The following is a 16,014-nucleotide window of genomic DNA, read 5'->3' as shown; positions in this document are numbered from 1 at the left end:
GGGGTGGAGGGGGCGGACAGCCCCCTCCTGGGGCCGGGGGCGACGCCCCAGCGCAGCGGCTCCCAGACGAGACCCTTGCGGGATCGCTCAGGCGCTTGGCGGGGGCACGGATTCGTGTTGCTGGCCCGAACCTTCGGATCGCGCCAGGCGGTCGAGTGAGAGCGCGACTGCGGCTTGCGCCATCGCGCGCTCCTCGGGCCGAAGCTCCGTCTTCCGCGCGGCGAGCCAGGGCTGCACGTGGCGGCGCAGGACGTCGGGCAGCACCAGGCGTTGCTGCCGGATGTGCGCTTCGGCGTCTGTCCGTGCGCTCTCGTAGCTGTAGCCGTGAAGCGCGCCGTCGTGCTCGCCTTCCGGCGCTGCTGAAGGCACGAGCGTGAAGCCCAACGCGAGCCGCAGCACGGAGACGGTCGCGCTGTACCGCTTCGCCTTCGGGAGATCCGTCTCGACGTACGTATTTTGCGTGCACGTCGCCACGAAGAGCCGCTCCTTGCGCCGCGCCCGCTCGGCGAGCGCTCGCCACGGCGCGAGTTGCCAGTCGGCCGGCGGCAGATCCCCGTGTGTGCCGTCGATCGCGAGCACGCCCGAGGGATCACGGCCCGCGATGAGCTCGCGGCGCACGGCCTGACAGCCCGCGGAGAAACCCGCGAGGATGACGTCGCCGACGGACGCGCCCGTGGTGGCCGCGACGCGCGCCACCGTCTGCGGCAATGGCTCGCCCGTGGCATCGTCGTACGCCGCGATGCTCGCCTCGGGCCCGAGGGCGGCCCGCAGATCGGCGTCGACGTGCGCGCCCACCAGATAAAGAACGAGGAGCGGCCGCTGCTCTCCCTCTCCACGCTGCACGAGGCGATAAGCCATTGGATTCCTCCGCGCTGCCCGGCGAACGCCGGACGTCTCGACCCTTCAACATAGCATGAATATCACGAGATGGCCCATTTCAAGTTCTTCCCGATCCCGAAATCATGGCATCCTCCTCGCTGATGCTCGGCTTCTTCAAGGAACGACGGCGCAACGCTGTCCGGGGGCGCCCCTTTCCGCCCGCGTGGGAGGTCATCCTCACGGAGAACGTGCCCTACTTCGGTAGGCTCTCGCCCGAAGACCAGGACGAGCTCCGCGGCCTCGTGCAGATTTTCCTCGACGAGAAGCGATTCGAGGGCTGCCGCGGGCTCGACGTCGACGACGAGATCCGCGTGACGATCGCGGCCCAGGCCTGCGTCCTGCTCCTCAACCGCGAGAGCGACGTCTACCCGGATCTCGAGGTCGTCCTGGTCTATCCGAGCACGTATGTCGACAAACGTCCGCGGACGGTCGAGGGCGGCATCGTCGTCGAGGACGAAGAGACGAGGCTCGGCGAGTCGTGGGGCAGGGGCATGGTCGTGCTGGCCTGGGACGCAGTGCTCCACGGCGCGGCCGACGTGCGCGACGGTCACAACGTCGTCCTGCATGAGTTCGCGCACCAGCTCGACACCGAGGACGGCGCGGCCGACGGCGCCCCCGTGCTCTCGCGGCGCGCGGCGTATGGGCCGTGGGCGCGCGTGCTCGGCGCGGCGTACGAGGGGCTCTTGCGGGACGTCGCGTCGGGGGACCGCACGGTCATCGATACCTACGGCGCGAAGAACCCGGCCGAGTTCTTCGCCGTCGTGACGGAAGCCTTTTTCGAGCGGCCGCGCGCCCTCCGGGCCAAGCACCCCGCGCTCTACGAGCAGATGCGCGGCTTCTACCAGCAGGATCCCGCCGAGCTCGGCCACCCCTCGCGTTGAAACGTCCCCTGCAAAGCCCTCCGCGCCTGCCCTCGCCGTGCTAGGAGGGCGCGGGAGCCCGCTCCCTCGATCGAATCGCATCCTCTATGTCCAAAACCGGAACTGATCGTCCCGCCGCCGTGCTCGTCGCGGTCCAGCTCGCAACCGTCGCCGACGTGGATCACGAGGCCGATATGGCCGAGCTCGGGCGGCTCGTGAACACGCTCGGCTACGACGTCGTCGCGACGGTGTCGCAGCGCCGCTCGAACGTTTCGAAGGGCGCGGTGCTCGGGGAAGGGAAGCTCCGCGTGCTCGCCGAGATCACGGGCGGGCCCGGCCCCGCCGGCATGCGCTTCAAGAAGCCCGGGCAGAAGCGCGACGACGAGGACGAGCCCGAGGAGGCGCCGGAGAGCGCCCCGGGCGACGACGAGGACACGGGCGATGACGCGGGCGTCGTGCACGCGTCCAAGACGCCGACGCTCGTCGTCGTTGATCACGACCTCTCGCCGAGCCAGCTCCGCAACCTGGAGAAGTGCACGGGCGTCGAGGTGCTCGATCGCAGCGGCGTGATCATCGAGATTTTCCACCGTCACGCGCGCAGCCGCGAGGCGCGGCTCGAGGTGGAGATCGCGCGGCTCAACTACGTCGCCCCGCGGATGCGGGAGTCGAGCGGCGGCGGCGATCGGCAACGCGGCCGCGGCGCGGGCGAGAGCCAGCTCGAGCTCGATCGGCGCAAGATCCGCGATCGCATCGCCGAACTGCGCAGGGAGATTGATGGCATCCAGCGCGAACAGGCCACGCGCCGCGCGCTTCGGCAGAACGCGCGCCGCGTCGCGCTCGTGGGCTACACGAACGCGGGCAAGTCGTCGCTCATGCGCGCGCTCACGGGCAGCGACGTGTACGTGATGGACAAGCTCTTCGCGACGCTCGACACCACGGTGCGCGCGCTGCACCCCGAGATCAAACCCCGGATCCTCGTCTCGGACACGGTCGGCTTCATCAAGAAGCTGCCGCACGACCTCGTGGCCTCGTTCCGCTCGACGCTCGACGAGGCGCTCGAAGCCTCGCTCCTGCTCTACGTCGCGGACGCCTCGGACCCCACGTTCCGCAGCCAGCTCGACGTGACGCGCTCGACGCTCGAAGAGATCGGCGCGGAAGGCGTGCCCTACAAGCTCGTGCTGAACAAGGTCGATCGGGTCGCCGAGGAGGACCGCACGATCCTCCTGCGCGAGTTCCCCGAGGCGATCCTGATGTCGGCCAAGGATCCGGCGGACATCACGCGCCTGCGGCAGATCCTCATCGACTTCTTCGACGCGCTCATGGTGCCCGGCGAGCTCATCGTCCCGTACTCGAAGCAGGCCCTCGTGAGCGAGGTGTACGAGCACGCGAAGGTCCTCTCCGAGACGTACGACGAATCCGGCGCGCACCTCGTGCTCCGCGCCGAGCCCGCGGCGCTCGCGCGGCTCCAGAGCCTCGTCGAGAAGTGAGCCGCCTCAGGCGCCCTTCGGCTCGCTGAGGCCGCCTTTGCGGCCGAGGGAGAGGGCTCCCACGGCCGCGATGAGCTCCATCGGATCGATCGGCTTCTCGATGTGCGCCTGGTAGCCCGAGGCGAGCGCCCGGCGCCGGTCTTCGGGGCGCACGAACGCGGTGAGCGCGACGGCGGGCAGGCGTGATGCGTCGAGCCTGCGGCCGCTGCGAACCTCGCGGATCAAAGCGAATCCATCCATGCCCGGCATGCCGAGATCACTCACGAGCACGTCGATGGGCCGCGCCGTGACGAGCGCGAGCGCCTCCTCCGCGCTCGCCGCGGACACGACCTCGGCGCCGTGCTCTTCGAGCAGGCGTCGCACGAGCTCGCGCGTGTCCGGCTCGTCATCGACCACGAGCACACGCGCGCCCGAGAGATCGTGCACGCTCACGAGGGACGACCGCGCGCTCTCGGGGCTCGAGACCCGCGTGGTGGGCGCGTTCGGCTCGGCCTCGTCCGCGCGCGGCGTGATGGGCAGATCCACCACGAAACGCGCTCCTTTGCCCGGCCCTTCGCTCTCGGCGCGCACGCGCCCTCCGTGCAGCTCCGCGAGGTGCCGGACGATGGCGAGCCCGAGGCCGAGGCCTCCGTGCTGGCGCGCGGCCGAGGCGTCGGCCTGGCGGAAGCGCTCGAAGACGTGCGGCAAGAACTCCGGCGGGATCCCTTGCCCCGTGTCCTTCACCGCGATCTCCACGTGCGCCTCGTGGCTCGTGCACGAGACCTCGACGACCCCGCCGCGTGGCGTGAACTTGATGGCGTTCGACAGGAGGTTCCACACGATCTGCTGGATGCGCCCCGGATCGCCGAGCAACGTCCTGTCGCGCGCGCCTTTGCATCGCGAGAGCGTGATGCTCTTCGCCTCCGCCGCGTGGCGCACCGATTCGAGCGCCGCGTCGATCACGGCTTCGAGATCCACGGACGACACGTCGAGCTTGAGCTTGCCGCTCACGATGCGGCCGACGTCGAGCAAATCCGAGATGAGCTGCGTCAGCAGCCGCGTGTTGCGGTCGATGACCTCGAGGCCACGCGCCATCGTCGCGGGGGCGGGGTCGGGCTTTTGCAGGATCTGCGACCAGCCCACGATGGCCGTGAGCGGCGTGCGCAGCTCGTGCGAGACCGTCGCCAGGAACTCGTCCTTGAGCCGGCTCGCGCGCTGGGCCTCGGCGCGGGCCGCGCGCTCGCTCGCGAGCAGCGCCTCGCGCTCCTCCGCGGCGCGCAGCTCGCGGGTCACGTCGCGCATCGTCACGACGCCGAGCTCGACGTTCCCTCGCGCGTCGCGCACGGCGCGGCCGGCGTAGCGGACGAGCATCTCCTCGCCCGTCACGCGACGCAGGCGCAGATCCACGTCGCTGAACACCTCCCCTCGGATCGCCCTGGAGATGGGCCACTCTTCGAGGGGCAGCTCGCGCCCGTCGAGCGTCGAGAGCGTGGTCTTGCCGACGAAGTCGCGCAGGTTCATGCCGATGGCCGCGGAGAGGTGCCGCCCGTCCGTGCGGAGCCCGCCGTCGGAGAGGTTTCGCGCGGACGGGTCGAGGGAGACGAAGTTGCCCGCCGCGTCGCTCACGAGCACCGCTTCGGCCATGCTCCCGAGGATCGCTTCGAGCTTCGACAGGCTCTGCTCGGCGCGCGCGTGGGCCGCGCGGACCTCCATCTCCATCCGATCGGCGCGCTTGCGCTCGGTGATGTCCACGATCAAGGCGCCGGCCGAGGCGACGGCGCCGTCCGGCGCGAACACGGGGAACAGGTGGAGGAGCCAATCGCGCATCTCCTCGGGGCGCTCCTTGGACGCGGCCCGGATCTCGACGCTTTCGAGGCGCTCGCCCGTCGCGAAGACCTTGTGGAGCAGCGGCTCCACCAGCGGGACGAACTCCGGGACGACCTCCTGGATCGAGCGGCCGTGGTGTTCCTTCGTGGGCAAACCATTCATCCGCGCGAGCGCCGGGTTGACGAGCAGGTAGCGGCACGCGTGGTCGAAGAACGCGAACGCGAACGGGACGTGGGCGAGCAGCGACTCGATCTCGGCCGTGCGCGCGCCCTCGGTCTGCTCGAGCGCGCGTGTCCGCTCGTCGACGCGGCGCGTGAGCTCCGCGTTGCGGCTCTGCGCGCGGGCGAGGGCGCTCCAGAATCGATCGCAGATCGCGCCGAGGAGCACGGCGACCACGACGAGCTCGACGATCCGCGCGTGGCCTCCGAGGAGCGCCTCGAACCCTCGCCGGACGCCGAAGAGGACGGCCACGAGGGCGAGGCCCACGCCGAGCCCGGCGAGCTTTCGTCCGCGGCTCCGGGCTGGGTGCCGCGCCTCGATCGAACCCATTCGTCCCACGCCCCCGAGGCGCGCTTCGCCCCGGAGGCCATCTACGCACGAGCCAAAGGTCGAAGGAAAGGTCGACGCGCACGCGCGCCGCGCGCAAAATGGCGGGTCGACACCACGGAAAACGCTGGAGATTCCTGCGGCGCGTGCGCGCGCTGCGGGAATGCTCGTATCCGCGATTCAGGGCCCGCCCGAGTGGGCAAACCGACGTCTTCCCAGCCCGCGCTCGGCGCCGTAGGATACGCGCCCTTTCGGACGTCACCGACCCGTATTCCCCATTCCAAATCCATGCGCCAAGCCGAACCCGACCGCCCGCGCCTCCACCTCGTGGACGCGACGTACGAGCTCTTCCGCGCCTACTTCGCGCAGCCGTCCCGCAAGGCTCCCGACGGCCGCGAGGTCGGCGCCGTTCGCGGGCTGCTCTCGACGTTGATGGTCCTCACGCGGGACGCGACGCATATCGCTTGTGCCACGGACCACGTCGTTCGCTCGTTCCGCAACGACCTGTACGCCGGATACAAGACCGGCGACGGCCTGCCCGAGGAGCTCGCCTCGCAGTTCGGCCTGGCCGAGGACGCCATGCGCGCGCTCGGGCTCGTGGTCTGGCCCATGATCGAATTCGAGGCCGACGACGCGATCGCCGCGGCCGCCGCGCGCTTCTCGAACGAGGCGGGGCAGGTCCTGATTGCCTCGGTCGACAAGGATCTCGCGCAGTGCGTCGACGGCACCCGCGTCGTCATGCTCGACCGGAAAAACGACAACGCCGTCCTCGACGCGGACGGGGTGGCCAAGAAGTTCGGCGTGACGCCCGCCTCCATCCCGGATTTCTTGGCGCTCGTCGGGGACGCGGCGGATGGATATCCCGGATTGCCCGGGTGGGGGGAGAAGTCGGCCGCCGCGGTGCTCTCCGTGTTCGGCACGATCGAGCGCATCCCACGCGAGGCCTCCGCGTGGGGCTTCAAGGTGCGGGGCGCCGAGAAGCTCGCCGCGACCCTCGCCGCCCGGGAAGACGAGGCGCGCCTCTTCAAGCAGCTCGCCACGCTCCGGACCGACGTCCCGTTGACCGAGGGCTTCGAGGACCTCGCGTACCGGGGGGCGAGGCCGGAGCTCCGGGCGCTCTGCGCGGAGCTCGGGATGCCCGACCTCGTCAAGCGGGTGACGCGCTGGCGCGACTGAGCGCGCGGGCCCGTCGGGCGTGAAGGGCCTGTCGGGTGCGAAGGGCCCGTGGTGGTTCGTCGGACACGTGGGGTGCGTGACGCCGAGCGCTCGAATTTTGCGGGCCCTTCCGGCCGAGCCGTCGAGAAGGTGCCCGCCGCCCCGAGCCTGGTGTAGAACCGAGGCCGGTGACGTCCGGATTGGGGGGCACGTACGACGGAAAGGCAGGGGGGTTCCCCGATGCCGACGAGCCTCTTGTCGATGACGACCGGCAGACGCTGGTCATCATCGGCAATGGGATGGTGAGCTATCGGCTCTGCCAGAAGCTCGTCGAGAACGGGGTCAACCAGTCGATTCGCATCGTGGTCTTCGGCGAGGAGCGCTTCCCCGCCTACGACCGCGTGCACCTCACCGACATCTTCGGCGGCCGCGACGGCGAGAGCCTGATCCTCGCGGAAGAGGACTGGTACGAGTCGCACGGCATCGACCTCTACCTCGACGATCCGATCGTCTACGTCGATCGCGAGCACAGCTTCGTCGAGTCGTACTCGGGCCGTCGCGTCCCCTACAACCGCCTCGTCTTCGCCACGGGCTCCGAGCCCTTCGTGCCGCCCATCGAGGGCATGCACATCAAGGCCGAGGACGGATCGAAGCGGCTCCGCCGGGGCGTCTTCGTCTACCGGACCTTCGACGACGTCTACAACATCGAGGCGCACGTCGAGGGGTCGCTGCGCGTCGCCGTGATCGGCGGCGGCTTGCTCGGCCTCGAAGCGGCGAAGGCGATCTACGACCTCGGGCGGAGGCTGCACCCGATCGAGGTGCAGGTCATCGAGGTCGCGCCCGGCCTCATGCCGCGGCAGCTCGACGCGCAGGGCGCCGTGGTGCTCAAGGAGAAGATCGAAGAGCTCGGCGTCAAGATCCAGGTCGGCAAGAAGATCAAGAGCGTGCTCTCCACGAAGGAGCACCTCGCGGCGAAGAAGAAGGCCGAGCAAGAGGCCGAGAGGCAAGCGAAGCGGCAGGCGCGCAAGACGCTCATGTCGCTGACGCCCGGCGAGCTCGCCCCCGGCAACGCCGGCCCGTACCGCTTCGCCCCGCCCGTCGACGACGACCCTCTGGAGGAAGCCGACGAGCCGAAGGAGGTCGCGGACGAGCCCGAGGACGAGGGGCTCGAAGACGAGACCGAGCGGCTCGTGATGGAGTTCGAGGACGGGAAGATCCTCGCCGTCGACATGATCATCGTGTCCACCGGCATCCGCCCGCGCGGCGACATCGCGAAGGCCGCGGGCATCACGTGCGCGGCGAACGGCGGGATCCTCGTCGACGATCGGCTGCAGACGTCGGACGAGCAGATCTTCGCGATCGGCGAGTGCGCGTCCCACGGCGGCATCACGTACGGCCTCGTCGCGCCCGGCTACCAGATGGTCACCGTCCTGGTGGCGAACCTGCTCGGCGAGAACGCGGAGTTCAAGGGGGCCGATCAGTCCGCGAAGCTCAAGCTGCTCGGCGTCACGGTCGCCGCGCTCGGCGAGTACGACGGCGACACGAAGCCGCTCTCGTCGGCGCTGCGCTACACGACCGGCGGCGTCTACCGCAAGCTCGTGACGCGCCAAGGAAAGCTCATCGGCGCGGTCACCGTGGGCGACTGGGAGAACCTCGATCGCATCCGCGACGCGCTCACCTCGCCCGTGCCGATGTCGTTCTTCGACATGCGGCGCTTCCGCTCGACGGGCAACCTCTTCGCGAAGGAGGAGTCGAAGAAGGTCACCGAGTGGGCGGACGAGGCGGTCGTCTGCGGCTGCATGCGCGTCACGCGCGGCGCGCTCAGCCTGGCGATCGTCGAGGGCTGCGGGTCGGTCGAGGCGCTCTGCAGCAAGACGGGCGCAGGCACGGTCTGCGGCTCGTGCAAGCCGCTCATCGCGGAGCTGCTCGGCGTGGACGAGAACGGCGCGCTCCCCGTCGCGGTGCCCGCGGCGTCCGTGCGGATGGGCGAGCGCCCGGCGTTGCGCAAGGATCGGGCGCCCACGTCGCGCCGCACGATGACGCCCGCGCCGGTCTCGCAGCGCAGGCCCACGTTCCCAGGCGCGGTGCCGCGCTCGTCGACCGTGATGAACATCGTGATGCCGGGCAGCCCGCCGTCGAGCGGCGGCCGCGTGCGACGGAAGACCCTGCCGCTCATGGAGATCGCGCCCGGGCTCGCGGACTTCGGCGCCGAGGCGGCGGCTGCGTTCGCGCCCGAGCCCACGTTCCGCGAGACCTCCGACGGCAGCGCGCCGAGCAGCCGGCGCATGCCATCGTCGCGCCCGCCCGCCTCGCGCCCGTCCGCCGGGCTCAAGCCGCGCCCGTCCTCCCGCCCGCCCACGCCCTCCGCGTACGCCGAGGGCCTCGAAGCGGCGATCCGCGCGCTCGCGCCGCCCGCGCTCCCCGAGGACGAGGCCGAGGTCGGCCTTTCGTCTGATCGCGCGCCGGCGCTGCTCTCCGAGGAGCCGGCGCGCGCGGTCGAGGACCTGCAGATCACGCCGCTGCCGCCGCTCCCGGCGTTCTTCGAGGATCCCGCGATCAACGACGGGGTCGAGGAAGACGACGCGGAGGACGAGTACGCCGAGGAGGCGGAGGCCGCGTTCCGGTCGCTCGACGAGGGCGTCTACGATTACGGCTACGTGCAGGCGCGTCGGAGCTGGGTGCCGCCCAAGCGGGTCGGCATGCTCCCGCCCGCCGAGCAGCAGAAGGCCGCGGCCGGCACGTCGGTCGTGTCGCGCGGCAAGGAGTCGGTGCCGCCCGAGCCGGGGATCCGGCCGCTGCTCGTGGCGTCGATCGGCGCGTTCCTCCTGTCGGCCGTGGCGGTCGCGTCGCGGCCGATCCCGGTGCCGACGACGATCGCGGGCCGGCTCGGCCCTGCGCGCATGCTCACGGACGACACGTTCAAGCAGGTGTCCGGCTACGTGCTGCTCGGGCTCTGCGTCGTGAGCCTCGTGCTTTCGCTACGAAAGCGCTGGAGGAAATTCACGTGGCTCGACGTGCCCATGTTCCGGGCGATCCACGGGGTGATCGGCGCCTCGACGATCTTCGCGCTCGTCGTCCACACGGGCCTCCGGCTCGGCCATCACCTGAATCTGGTGCTCTCGATTGATTTCCTCGCCGTGTGCGTGCTCGGCGCGATCGCGGGCGTGGTGACGTCGATCTCGAATCGATGGGGCGCGGTGAAGGCGCGTGATCGGCGTCTCCTCTCCTCGCGCGCGCACCTCATCGTGTTCTGGCCGCTGCCCGTGCTCGTCGCGCTGCACGTGGTACAAGTGTATTATTATTGAGCCGATTCCGGTATTCTCTCCCTCCCACGAATGCTCCCGAGGAGGGAACGAATGAGAAGGAGATCGGTACAAGGTCGCTGGCTCGCCGCGGCGGGCCTTTTCGCGCTCGCCCTGTCTGCGCTGGCGGAGGGGTGCGGCGACGGCTCGAATACGGGCGGGGGCGGCTCGGGGGCGACGGGGGGCCCGGGCTCGGGCGGGCAGGGCGGGGATGGCGGGACGTTCACCGTCGGCTCGGCGCAGGGCGGCGGGTTTCCGGGGACGTGTGACCCGACGTGCGAGTCGACGACGCAGGTCTGCTCGCACGGCGTCTGCGTGCCGGTGACCGGCTGCACGAACGACGCGGATTGCAAGAACGACACGTATTGCGAGCCCATGCTCAAGCAATGCGTGCCGTGGGAGAGCGCGTCGCCGCCGAAGGATCCGACGTGCATCAACGTCATCGCCGCCGGCCAGTTTTCGCCGCGCGTCAAATGCGAGTTCAGCACGGCGCCCGACGGCGATCCGTTCCCGGGCCACGTCGACGTGCAGGGCACGCCGATCGTGACGAACTTCCACAAGCCCGCGGCCGCGGGCCCGCCGAGCATCGTCGCGGCGTTCACGCCGACCGTGATCGCGAATTACACCGAGGATCAAGGTGTGATCCGCGTGCTCAGCGGCAAGGACTGTTCGCTCGAGGCGAACCTCGGCGGCACCGACGTGGACGGCGACGGCGTGGCGGATTGGGTCGTCTCGTCGTCCTCGCTCGCGTCGGGTGATCTCGACGGCGACGGCGTGGCCGAGATCGTCGCGTACGGGGCGGACGGCTCGACGCTCGCGTTCACGAAAAAGTCCGGCGCCTGGGGATTGTTCTGGAAGGCTCCTTATCAGGCCGGCATCCCGGGGGGCCCCTGCGATTTCAACCAGCATCGCTGTCCCGTGGGCTGGGCCGGGCCCGCCATCCACGACATCGACGACGACGGCAAGCCCGAGATCCTGCGCGAGGGCGCCGTCCTCCGCGCCGACGGCTCGCTCGCGTCGGGCGCCCCGCCCCTCTATTCGAGTTACTCCGCGGGCCTCTTCTCCGTGGTGGCGAACCTCGATCAGGACCCGAACATCGAGTTCACGAACGGCCATTTCATCTGGGAATGGGCCGGCGGCGCGTGGGTCCCGGAGACCTACTTCCCAGGCCTCTCGTCCTCGGCGCCGGGGCACGTGGCCATCGCCGACTTCGGCGCCTACGGCGGCGAGGGCATTCCCGCGAAAAATCCCGAGATCGTGGTCGTGCGGTCGAACCTGGTGATGATCTACGCGATCGACGGCACGCTCGCGCAGCCGCCCGTGGCCGTCCCCGGGAATGGCGGCGGCGGTCCCCCCACGGTCAGCGATTTCGACGGCGATGGGCTCCCCGAGGTGGCGGTCGCCGGGCAGGCGTTTTACACGATCTACGATCTCGATTGCGGCGCGTCCCCGCGGCCGGGCGGGCAATGCAGCCTCGGTCGCTGCGACTACACGGGCGGCACGTGCCCCGCGGGCCAGTACATCCTCTGGTCGCGCTCCACGCAGGACCTCTCGTCGAACGTCACAGGCTCGAGCGTCTTCGATTTCGAGGCCGACGGGTCGAGCGAGGTCGTCTACGGCGACGAATGTTTCGTCCGCGTGTACGACGGGGACACGGGCGACGTCCTCTTCAGCCAGTACCGCTCGTCGTGCACCTGGTACGAAAACCCCATCATCGCCGACGTCGACGGCAACTTCCGCGCAGATCTCGTCACGCCCTCGAACAAAGCCTGCTCGCCCGACGGGACGGGCATCCCATGCCAGACGCTCGACGCGAACGGCGTCGACCCGCAGTTCCCGGGCGTCCGCTGCGAGAAAGCAGTCGATTGCCTCTCCGGCGTCTGCGACGCCGGGTTCTGCCGGTGCTCCGAGACAAAGCAATGCTGCGCGGCCCAGGACGACGCCGCCTGCATCGAGGAGGGCTTCCTTTGCGCGCCCCCGCCCGCCGACACGCCCGGCACGGGCAATACGTGCCGCGCCGGCCACCCACACGGCGTCTCCGGGATCCGCGTGTACTCGGACGCGAACGACAAATGGGTCCGCTCGCGGACGATCTGGAACCAGCACCCCTATGCCGTGACGCACGTCAACGAAGACGGGACCCTCCCGAAGACGAGCGCCTGGACGAACAACTGGGACGACCCCAAGCTGAACAACTTCCGCCAGAACGTCCCGGGAAACGCAAACGGCGCGGCCACAGGCGATCCCACCGCAGGCGCAAGCGCACAATTCGCATGCAGCGGTCAGGGCGCAGAGATCGGAGCCCCCATCTGCAACCGCGGCGCCGATCCCGTCGGCGCAGGCCTCTCGGTCGGCTTCTACGTCGGGCAAATGAAGGTCTGCGAGGCAAAGACGACCGAAGTCCTCGAGCCCGGCGAATGCCGGCTCGTCTCCTGCAACTGGAGCATGCCCCCCACGATCGAATCACAGAAGGTAGACGTGACCGTCATCCCAAACGACGACGGCGCATACGCCGAATGCAAACCCGGAAACAACCTCGGGACCATCGTCGGCGTGTTCTGCAAGCCGCCAGCTTGAGGCCGGAGTGGTCTTATCTGGGGCGCGGAGCTGGGGCGTTGCCCCAGGCCCCACCAGGGGTTGTCCACCCCTGGACCCGGACCAGCGAGGCGCTGGACCCGGGGTCGAGGAACTGCGCTCCGCGCAGTTCCTCGAACAGCCAGTGGCAAGACCACAGGCGACCCTGCCCACCAAGGCCACAGCGCCGCAGGTTCAGCCGGCAGCGTGCCCGTCGCCGGCTTGGAACCCACCTCCATGGTCTTGCCACCGGCCCGTGGGGAGAACTGCGCTCCGCGCAGTTCTCCCACCTCGGTCCAGGCCGTGCCTGGTCCGGGTCGAGGGGCGGACAGCCCCCGCGGGGTCCGGGGCAGCGCCCCGGCGCGACGCGTGCAGCACCGCAGGATGGAGGGAGCAGAGCGCGCTTGGGGACCTGCGGCGCTGCAGGATGGGAAACGGGCTCGTGGAGCGGGACTTGCGGCGCTGCAGGTCGGCGCCTCCGGCGTGGGGGTTGCGAGCTGCGGTGCTGTCGATCGGCGGTGGGTGAGCGCGGAGGGCTGCTTGCGGCGCCGCAGGGTGGGGGATGCGCCTGGGCGTGGCGGGTTCGCGGCGCCGGAGGTCGGCGGCCGCGCGGACGGGGGGCGGGTTGCGGCGCTGCAGGAGGGCATCCGCGGGGAGCGATCGTGATGTTGCGGGGGGGCAGGGCGTTCGGCGCCCGGTGGCCACGCTTTTTGGCGCTCGATCAGGGCATCAGGGTCCGCGCCAGGAAGACGTTGCAGGAGGTGTCCGTGCTCGTGTTGGGGTGGGGGCCTGTCCCGACATCGATGGTCCCGCAGGAGTAACCCACGAAGGAGGGGTTGCCGGCGGCGTCCAGCACGAGACCGCCGGCTTCCTGCACATCTGCGTCGCCGAAGTCCTGAGATGTGAGCAGCTCGCCGTCGGGGCTCCAGCGCGACAGGTGCGCTTGGTCGTCGTACGTCCCCATGCCCCCGTGCATGGCGGCCGCGAGAACGATGTTCCCTGCTGCATCGATGGCGAAATCGTTGATCCATCCGCCGCTCGAGTTCACGTCGAAGCTGCGTACGTAGTTCCCCGCCGGATCGAAGACCGCCGCGAACCCGCCCTGGCTGCCGAGGGGGCCGCCGCCGAAATCGAGTCCATCCCCCGTGTTTCCGACGATGTAGACATGGCCTTGCGCATCGAGCCGTCCCCGGATGTTGTCCGTCATTGGATTGCCGTTGAAGCGTTGGACCCAGAGCGGGGCTCCGGCGGGATCGAGCTTGGCCAAAAGGACGTCGGCGAAGCCTCCTGCGGCGACGCTCACGGGGCCGGCCCCGAAATCGACGACGGCGTTCGGCGACCCGGCGCCCACGAGCACGGCGTTCCCGAGCGCATCCATGGATACGGTCTGAATGCCCTGCGGCTCGCCGGTCGCGCCTTCGATGACGCGCTTGGCCCAGCGCACGTTGCCGGCGGGATCAAACGAGGCGACGAACGTGTCCGGGGTGTTTCCGTATGCGGGGCCGATCGAGAGCTCGCCGAATTGGACGAAGCCGGTGAACGCGCCGGCGAGGACGGTGTTGCCCTCGGCGTCGACGTCGATCGCCGAGGGCCACGCCGGCCCGGCCGAGAAGGTCCGATCGAATACGGGCTGCCAGGCGGCGTCGTAGCGACGGATGCGGAGCTCGCCCGAGAAACCGTTGTTGTCGCTGCTCGCAACCACGAGCCCACCGTCGGGCGCGGCGGCGAACCGCAGGTCGAAGCTGCCGAGGGAGAGCCGCGCGAGCTCGGTGCCCCAGGGGTCGACTTTGATCAACGCAAAATCGTGGATCGACGGATCGGGGAAGTAGGCGGCGACGAGCAGGTCGCCATCACGATCGAAGGTGACGCGAAGCGGCTGGGACGTCTGCGTGCTCCCCTCGAATGCGAGGAACCACGCGGGCACTTCGGTGCACGGGAGCGTGACGCCGTCGCAATCGTCGTCGCTCGTGGTGCCGCAGATCTCCGCGCGCGGCTGCACCTGCCCCACGCAGATGCCGTATCCCGAGCCGTCGGCAGCGCAGGTGGCGAGCCCGCTGCGACAGCGGCCGACACCGATCGTGCCCGCGGGCCCGTCGTAACAGGGAATGCTCTCGCCGGGCGTGCACGCCGTCGGAACGGGCGGATCGCACCCTTCGGCGGGGCAAGGCGCCGGGCCGGAACCGCCGGACGCTCCGGCGCCGGCATCCGGCGAGCCGGATGCGGAGGTGACGACGGCCTTGCAGGCCCCAAGGGCGGAGACGCTGATCGCCGCGAAGCAAGCCAAGGAAAACGCCCGCATGGCGCTCATGGTACAGAGCCGCGGAGGGCGGGGAAATCAAGATTGGGTCATGGGGTCATTTCGTGTACGCGCCGAGGGGATCGTCGTCCTCGATTCGGGTCGCGCAGGCGCGCACGAGGCTCATGAACACGGTGGGATGCGGGACCTTGTCGAGGGAGATCGTGCGCCATGGAATCAAGGTCTGTCCTCGAAAGAACGCAATCCTGCCGGGCTGCATCCGGACGAGCCGCAGGTCTTTCCACGCCGCGCGGCTCTCGCCCAGGAGGATGGCCTCGGCGTCGATACGCACCTTTCCGAAGGTGAGCGTCTCTCCCGCGCGCAGCGCCTGCTCCGCGTCAGCCGCGAGCGGCAGGGAGCAGTGACGGACGATGTGCCGCGTGATCTCGTACCCAAGCTCGACATCGAGCGGAACCGTATGCTCAGCGCCGCCGTGCTCGACGAGCCGCACCGCGCAGATGATCGCCATGTCCCCAGCCGGCGACGAGCGCCGGTCGAGCACGAGCCAGATCTCGTCGACGTCCTCGAAGACGACGACGGCACGAGCACGCCCCTGAAGGACGACAAGGCCGCCATCGTGGACCTCAATGCAGAGGCCCCGGCGGCGCAGGGCAGGGATGGCCAGCAAGGCGAAGCAAGCGAGGCTGAAAGGCAGCGAGAGGAGGAGCCCGCGCAAGCCGTCCGCCGTGGCGCCCAAGAAGCTGGCCAAAACGAGCAGGCCCATGGCGAACACGAGGGGCACAACGACGCCCCGCCGGGTGGCGCGGTGGACCGAGCGAAGCTTGCCGAGCCGGTCCTCCGCCGAGCGTCGCATCGGTGTCTCGGGGGGACTGCTGTCTCGGCGATACGGATGCGCCATTCGCGCGGGTCTCCTGGGGCAGGGCGCATCAGCGCCGTCGGGATGGTCGATGCGTAGTTACCATCGCATGGGTTTCGTTGGGGAGCCGTCGCGCCGGGGCGCTGCCCCGGACCCCGCGGGGGGCTGAGCATTGGTCCCATCTCCGATCGGTACATTCCCCCCCTCTGACGACATTTAGCGAGGGAGATGTTGGATGCAGAGGTGGCCTCGTCGGCGGAAGCGTGGGCACAGGAGGAGTTCGGGCATGCGG

Annotated in this window: 9 protein-coding genes; 5 read left to right on the top strand and 4 right to left on the bottom strand. The window is 69.9% G+C overall.

Translation table 11 applies throughout. The features are described from left to right. Positions 1 to 87 precede the first annotated feature (87 nt). The gene (locus E8A74_RS30820; protein ID WP_136932686.1) at positions 88 to 858 is read right to left on the bottom strand and encodes a hypothetical protein; all 771 of its coding nucleotides are present in this window, start codon (positions 856 to 858) and stop codon (positions 88 to 90) included. Positions 859 to 962: 104 nt separating this feature from the next. Here E8A74_RS30820 and E8A74_RS30815 point away from each other — a divergent pair, with 104 nt between their 5' ends. Both E8A74_RS30815 and hflX read left to right on the top strand, forming a co-directional pair. Beyond that, a complete protein-coding gene (locus E8A74_RS30815; protein WP_232379827.1) occupies positions 963 to 1,760 on the top strand; it encodes a M90 family metallopeptidase in 798 nt (265 codons plus the stop codon). Between the two features lie 86 nt (positions 1,761 to 1,846). Beyond that, positions 1,847 to 3,226 (top strand): GTPase HflX, encoded by a 1,380-nt coding sequence (gene hflX, locus E8A74_RS30810; protein WP_136932685.1) that lies wholly within the window; start codon positions 1,847 to 1,849, stop codon positions 3,224 to 3,226. Between the two features lie 6 nt (positions 3,227 to 3,232). Here the strand turns inward: hflX and E8A74_RS30805 are convergent, their stop codons facing one another. After that, positions 3,233 to 5,581 carry an ATP-binding protein gene (locus E8A74_RS30805; protein WP_170229496.1) on the bottom strand — a complete coding sequence of 783 codons (2,349 nt, stop codon included), beginning with the start codon at positions 5,579 to 5,581 and terminating at the stop codon, positions 3,233 to 3,235. 285 nt (positions 5,582 to 5,866) lie between these two features. Between E8A74_RS30805 and E8A74_RS30800 the strand changes: the two genes are divergently transcribed. The 3 genes from E8A74_RS30800 to E8A74_RS30790 all read left to right on the top strand — a co-directional run bounded on the left by E8A74_RS30800 (position 5,867) and on the right by E8A74_RS30790 (position 12,612). Further along, entirely contained in the window at positions 5,867 to 6,754 is an 888-nt protein-coding gene (locus E8A74_RS30800) for a 5'-3' exonuclease (protein WP_136932683.1), read from the top strand. A 167-nt stretch (positions 6,755 to 6,921) separates the two neighbouring features. Next, a complete protein-coding gene (locus E8A74_RS30795; RefSeq protein ID WP_136932682.1) occupies positions 6,922 to 10,038 on the top strand; it encodes an FAD-dependent oxidoreductase in 3,117 nt (1,038 codons plus the stop codon). 51 nt (positions 10,039 to 10,089) lie between these two features. Beyond that, positions 10,090 to 12,612 (top strand): FG-GAP repeat domain-containing protein, encoded by a 2,523-nt coding sequence (locus tag E8A74_RS30790; protein WP_136932681.1) that lies wholly within the window; start codon positions 10,090 to 10,092, stop codon positions 12,610 to 12,612. A 718-nt stretch (positions 12,613 to 13,330) separates the two neighbouring features. Here the strand turns inward: E8A74_RS30790 and E8A74_RS30785 are convergent. Continuing rightward, positions 13,331 to 14,908 (bottom strand): NHL repeat-containing protein, encoded by a 1,578-nt coding sequence (locus E8A74_RS30785; RefSeq protein WP_136932680.1) that lies wholly within the window; start codon positions 14,906 to 14,908, stop codon positions 13,331 to 13,333. A gap of 55 nt (positions 14,909 to 14,963) precedes the next feature. Further along, on the bottom strand, positions 14,964 to 15,719 hold the full coding sequence (locus tag E8A74_RS30780) for a DUF6585 family protein (RefSeq protein ID WP_136932679.1): 756 nt from the start codon (positions 15,717 to 15,719) through the stop codon (positions 14,964 to 14,966). Positions 15,720 to 16,014: the final 295 nt, after the last annotated feature.

It is taken from the genome of Polyangium fumosum, assembly GCF_005144585.1.
Taxonomy (GTDB): domain Bacteria; phylum Myxococcota_A; class Polyangia; order Polyangiales; family Polyangiaceae; genus Polyangium; species Polyangium fumosum.
This window is presented reverse-complemented; position numbering and strand designations above follow the sequence as displayed.

Coding starts and splice junctions, on each gene's coding strand:
- E8A74_RS30820 (WP_136932686.1), bottom strand. CDS start 858: ATGGCTTATCGCCTCGTGCAGCGTGGAGAGGGAGAGCAGCGGCCGCTC.
- E8A74_RS30815 (WP_232379827.1), top strand. CDS start 963: ATGGCATCCTCCTCGCTGATGCTCGGCTTCTTCAAGGAACGACGGCGC.
- hflX (WP_136932685.1), top strand. CDS start 1,847: ATGTCCAAAACCGGAACTGATCGTCCCGCCGCCGTGCTCGTCGCGGTC.
- E8A74_RS30805 (WP_170229496.1), bottom strand. CDS start 5,581: ATGGGTTCGATCGAGGCGCGGCACCCAGCCCGGAGCCGCGGACGAAAG.
- E8A74_RS30800 (WP_136932683.1), top strand. CDS start 5,867: ATGCGCCAAGCCGAACCCGACCGCCCGCGCCTCCACCTCGTGGACGCG.
- E8A74_RS30790 (WP_136932681.1), top strand. CDS start 10,090: ATGAGAAGGAGATCGGTACAAGGTCGCTGGCTCGCCGCGGCGGGCCTT.
- E8A74_RS30785 (WP_136932680.1), bottom strand. CDS start 14,908: ATGCGGGCGTTTTCCTTGGCTTGCTTCGCGGCGATCAGCGTCTCCGCC.
- E8A74_RS30780 (WP_136932679.1), bottom strand. CDS start 15,719: ATGCGACGCTCGGCGGAGGACCGGCTCGGCAAGCTTCGCTCGGTCCAC.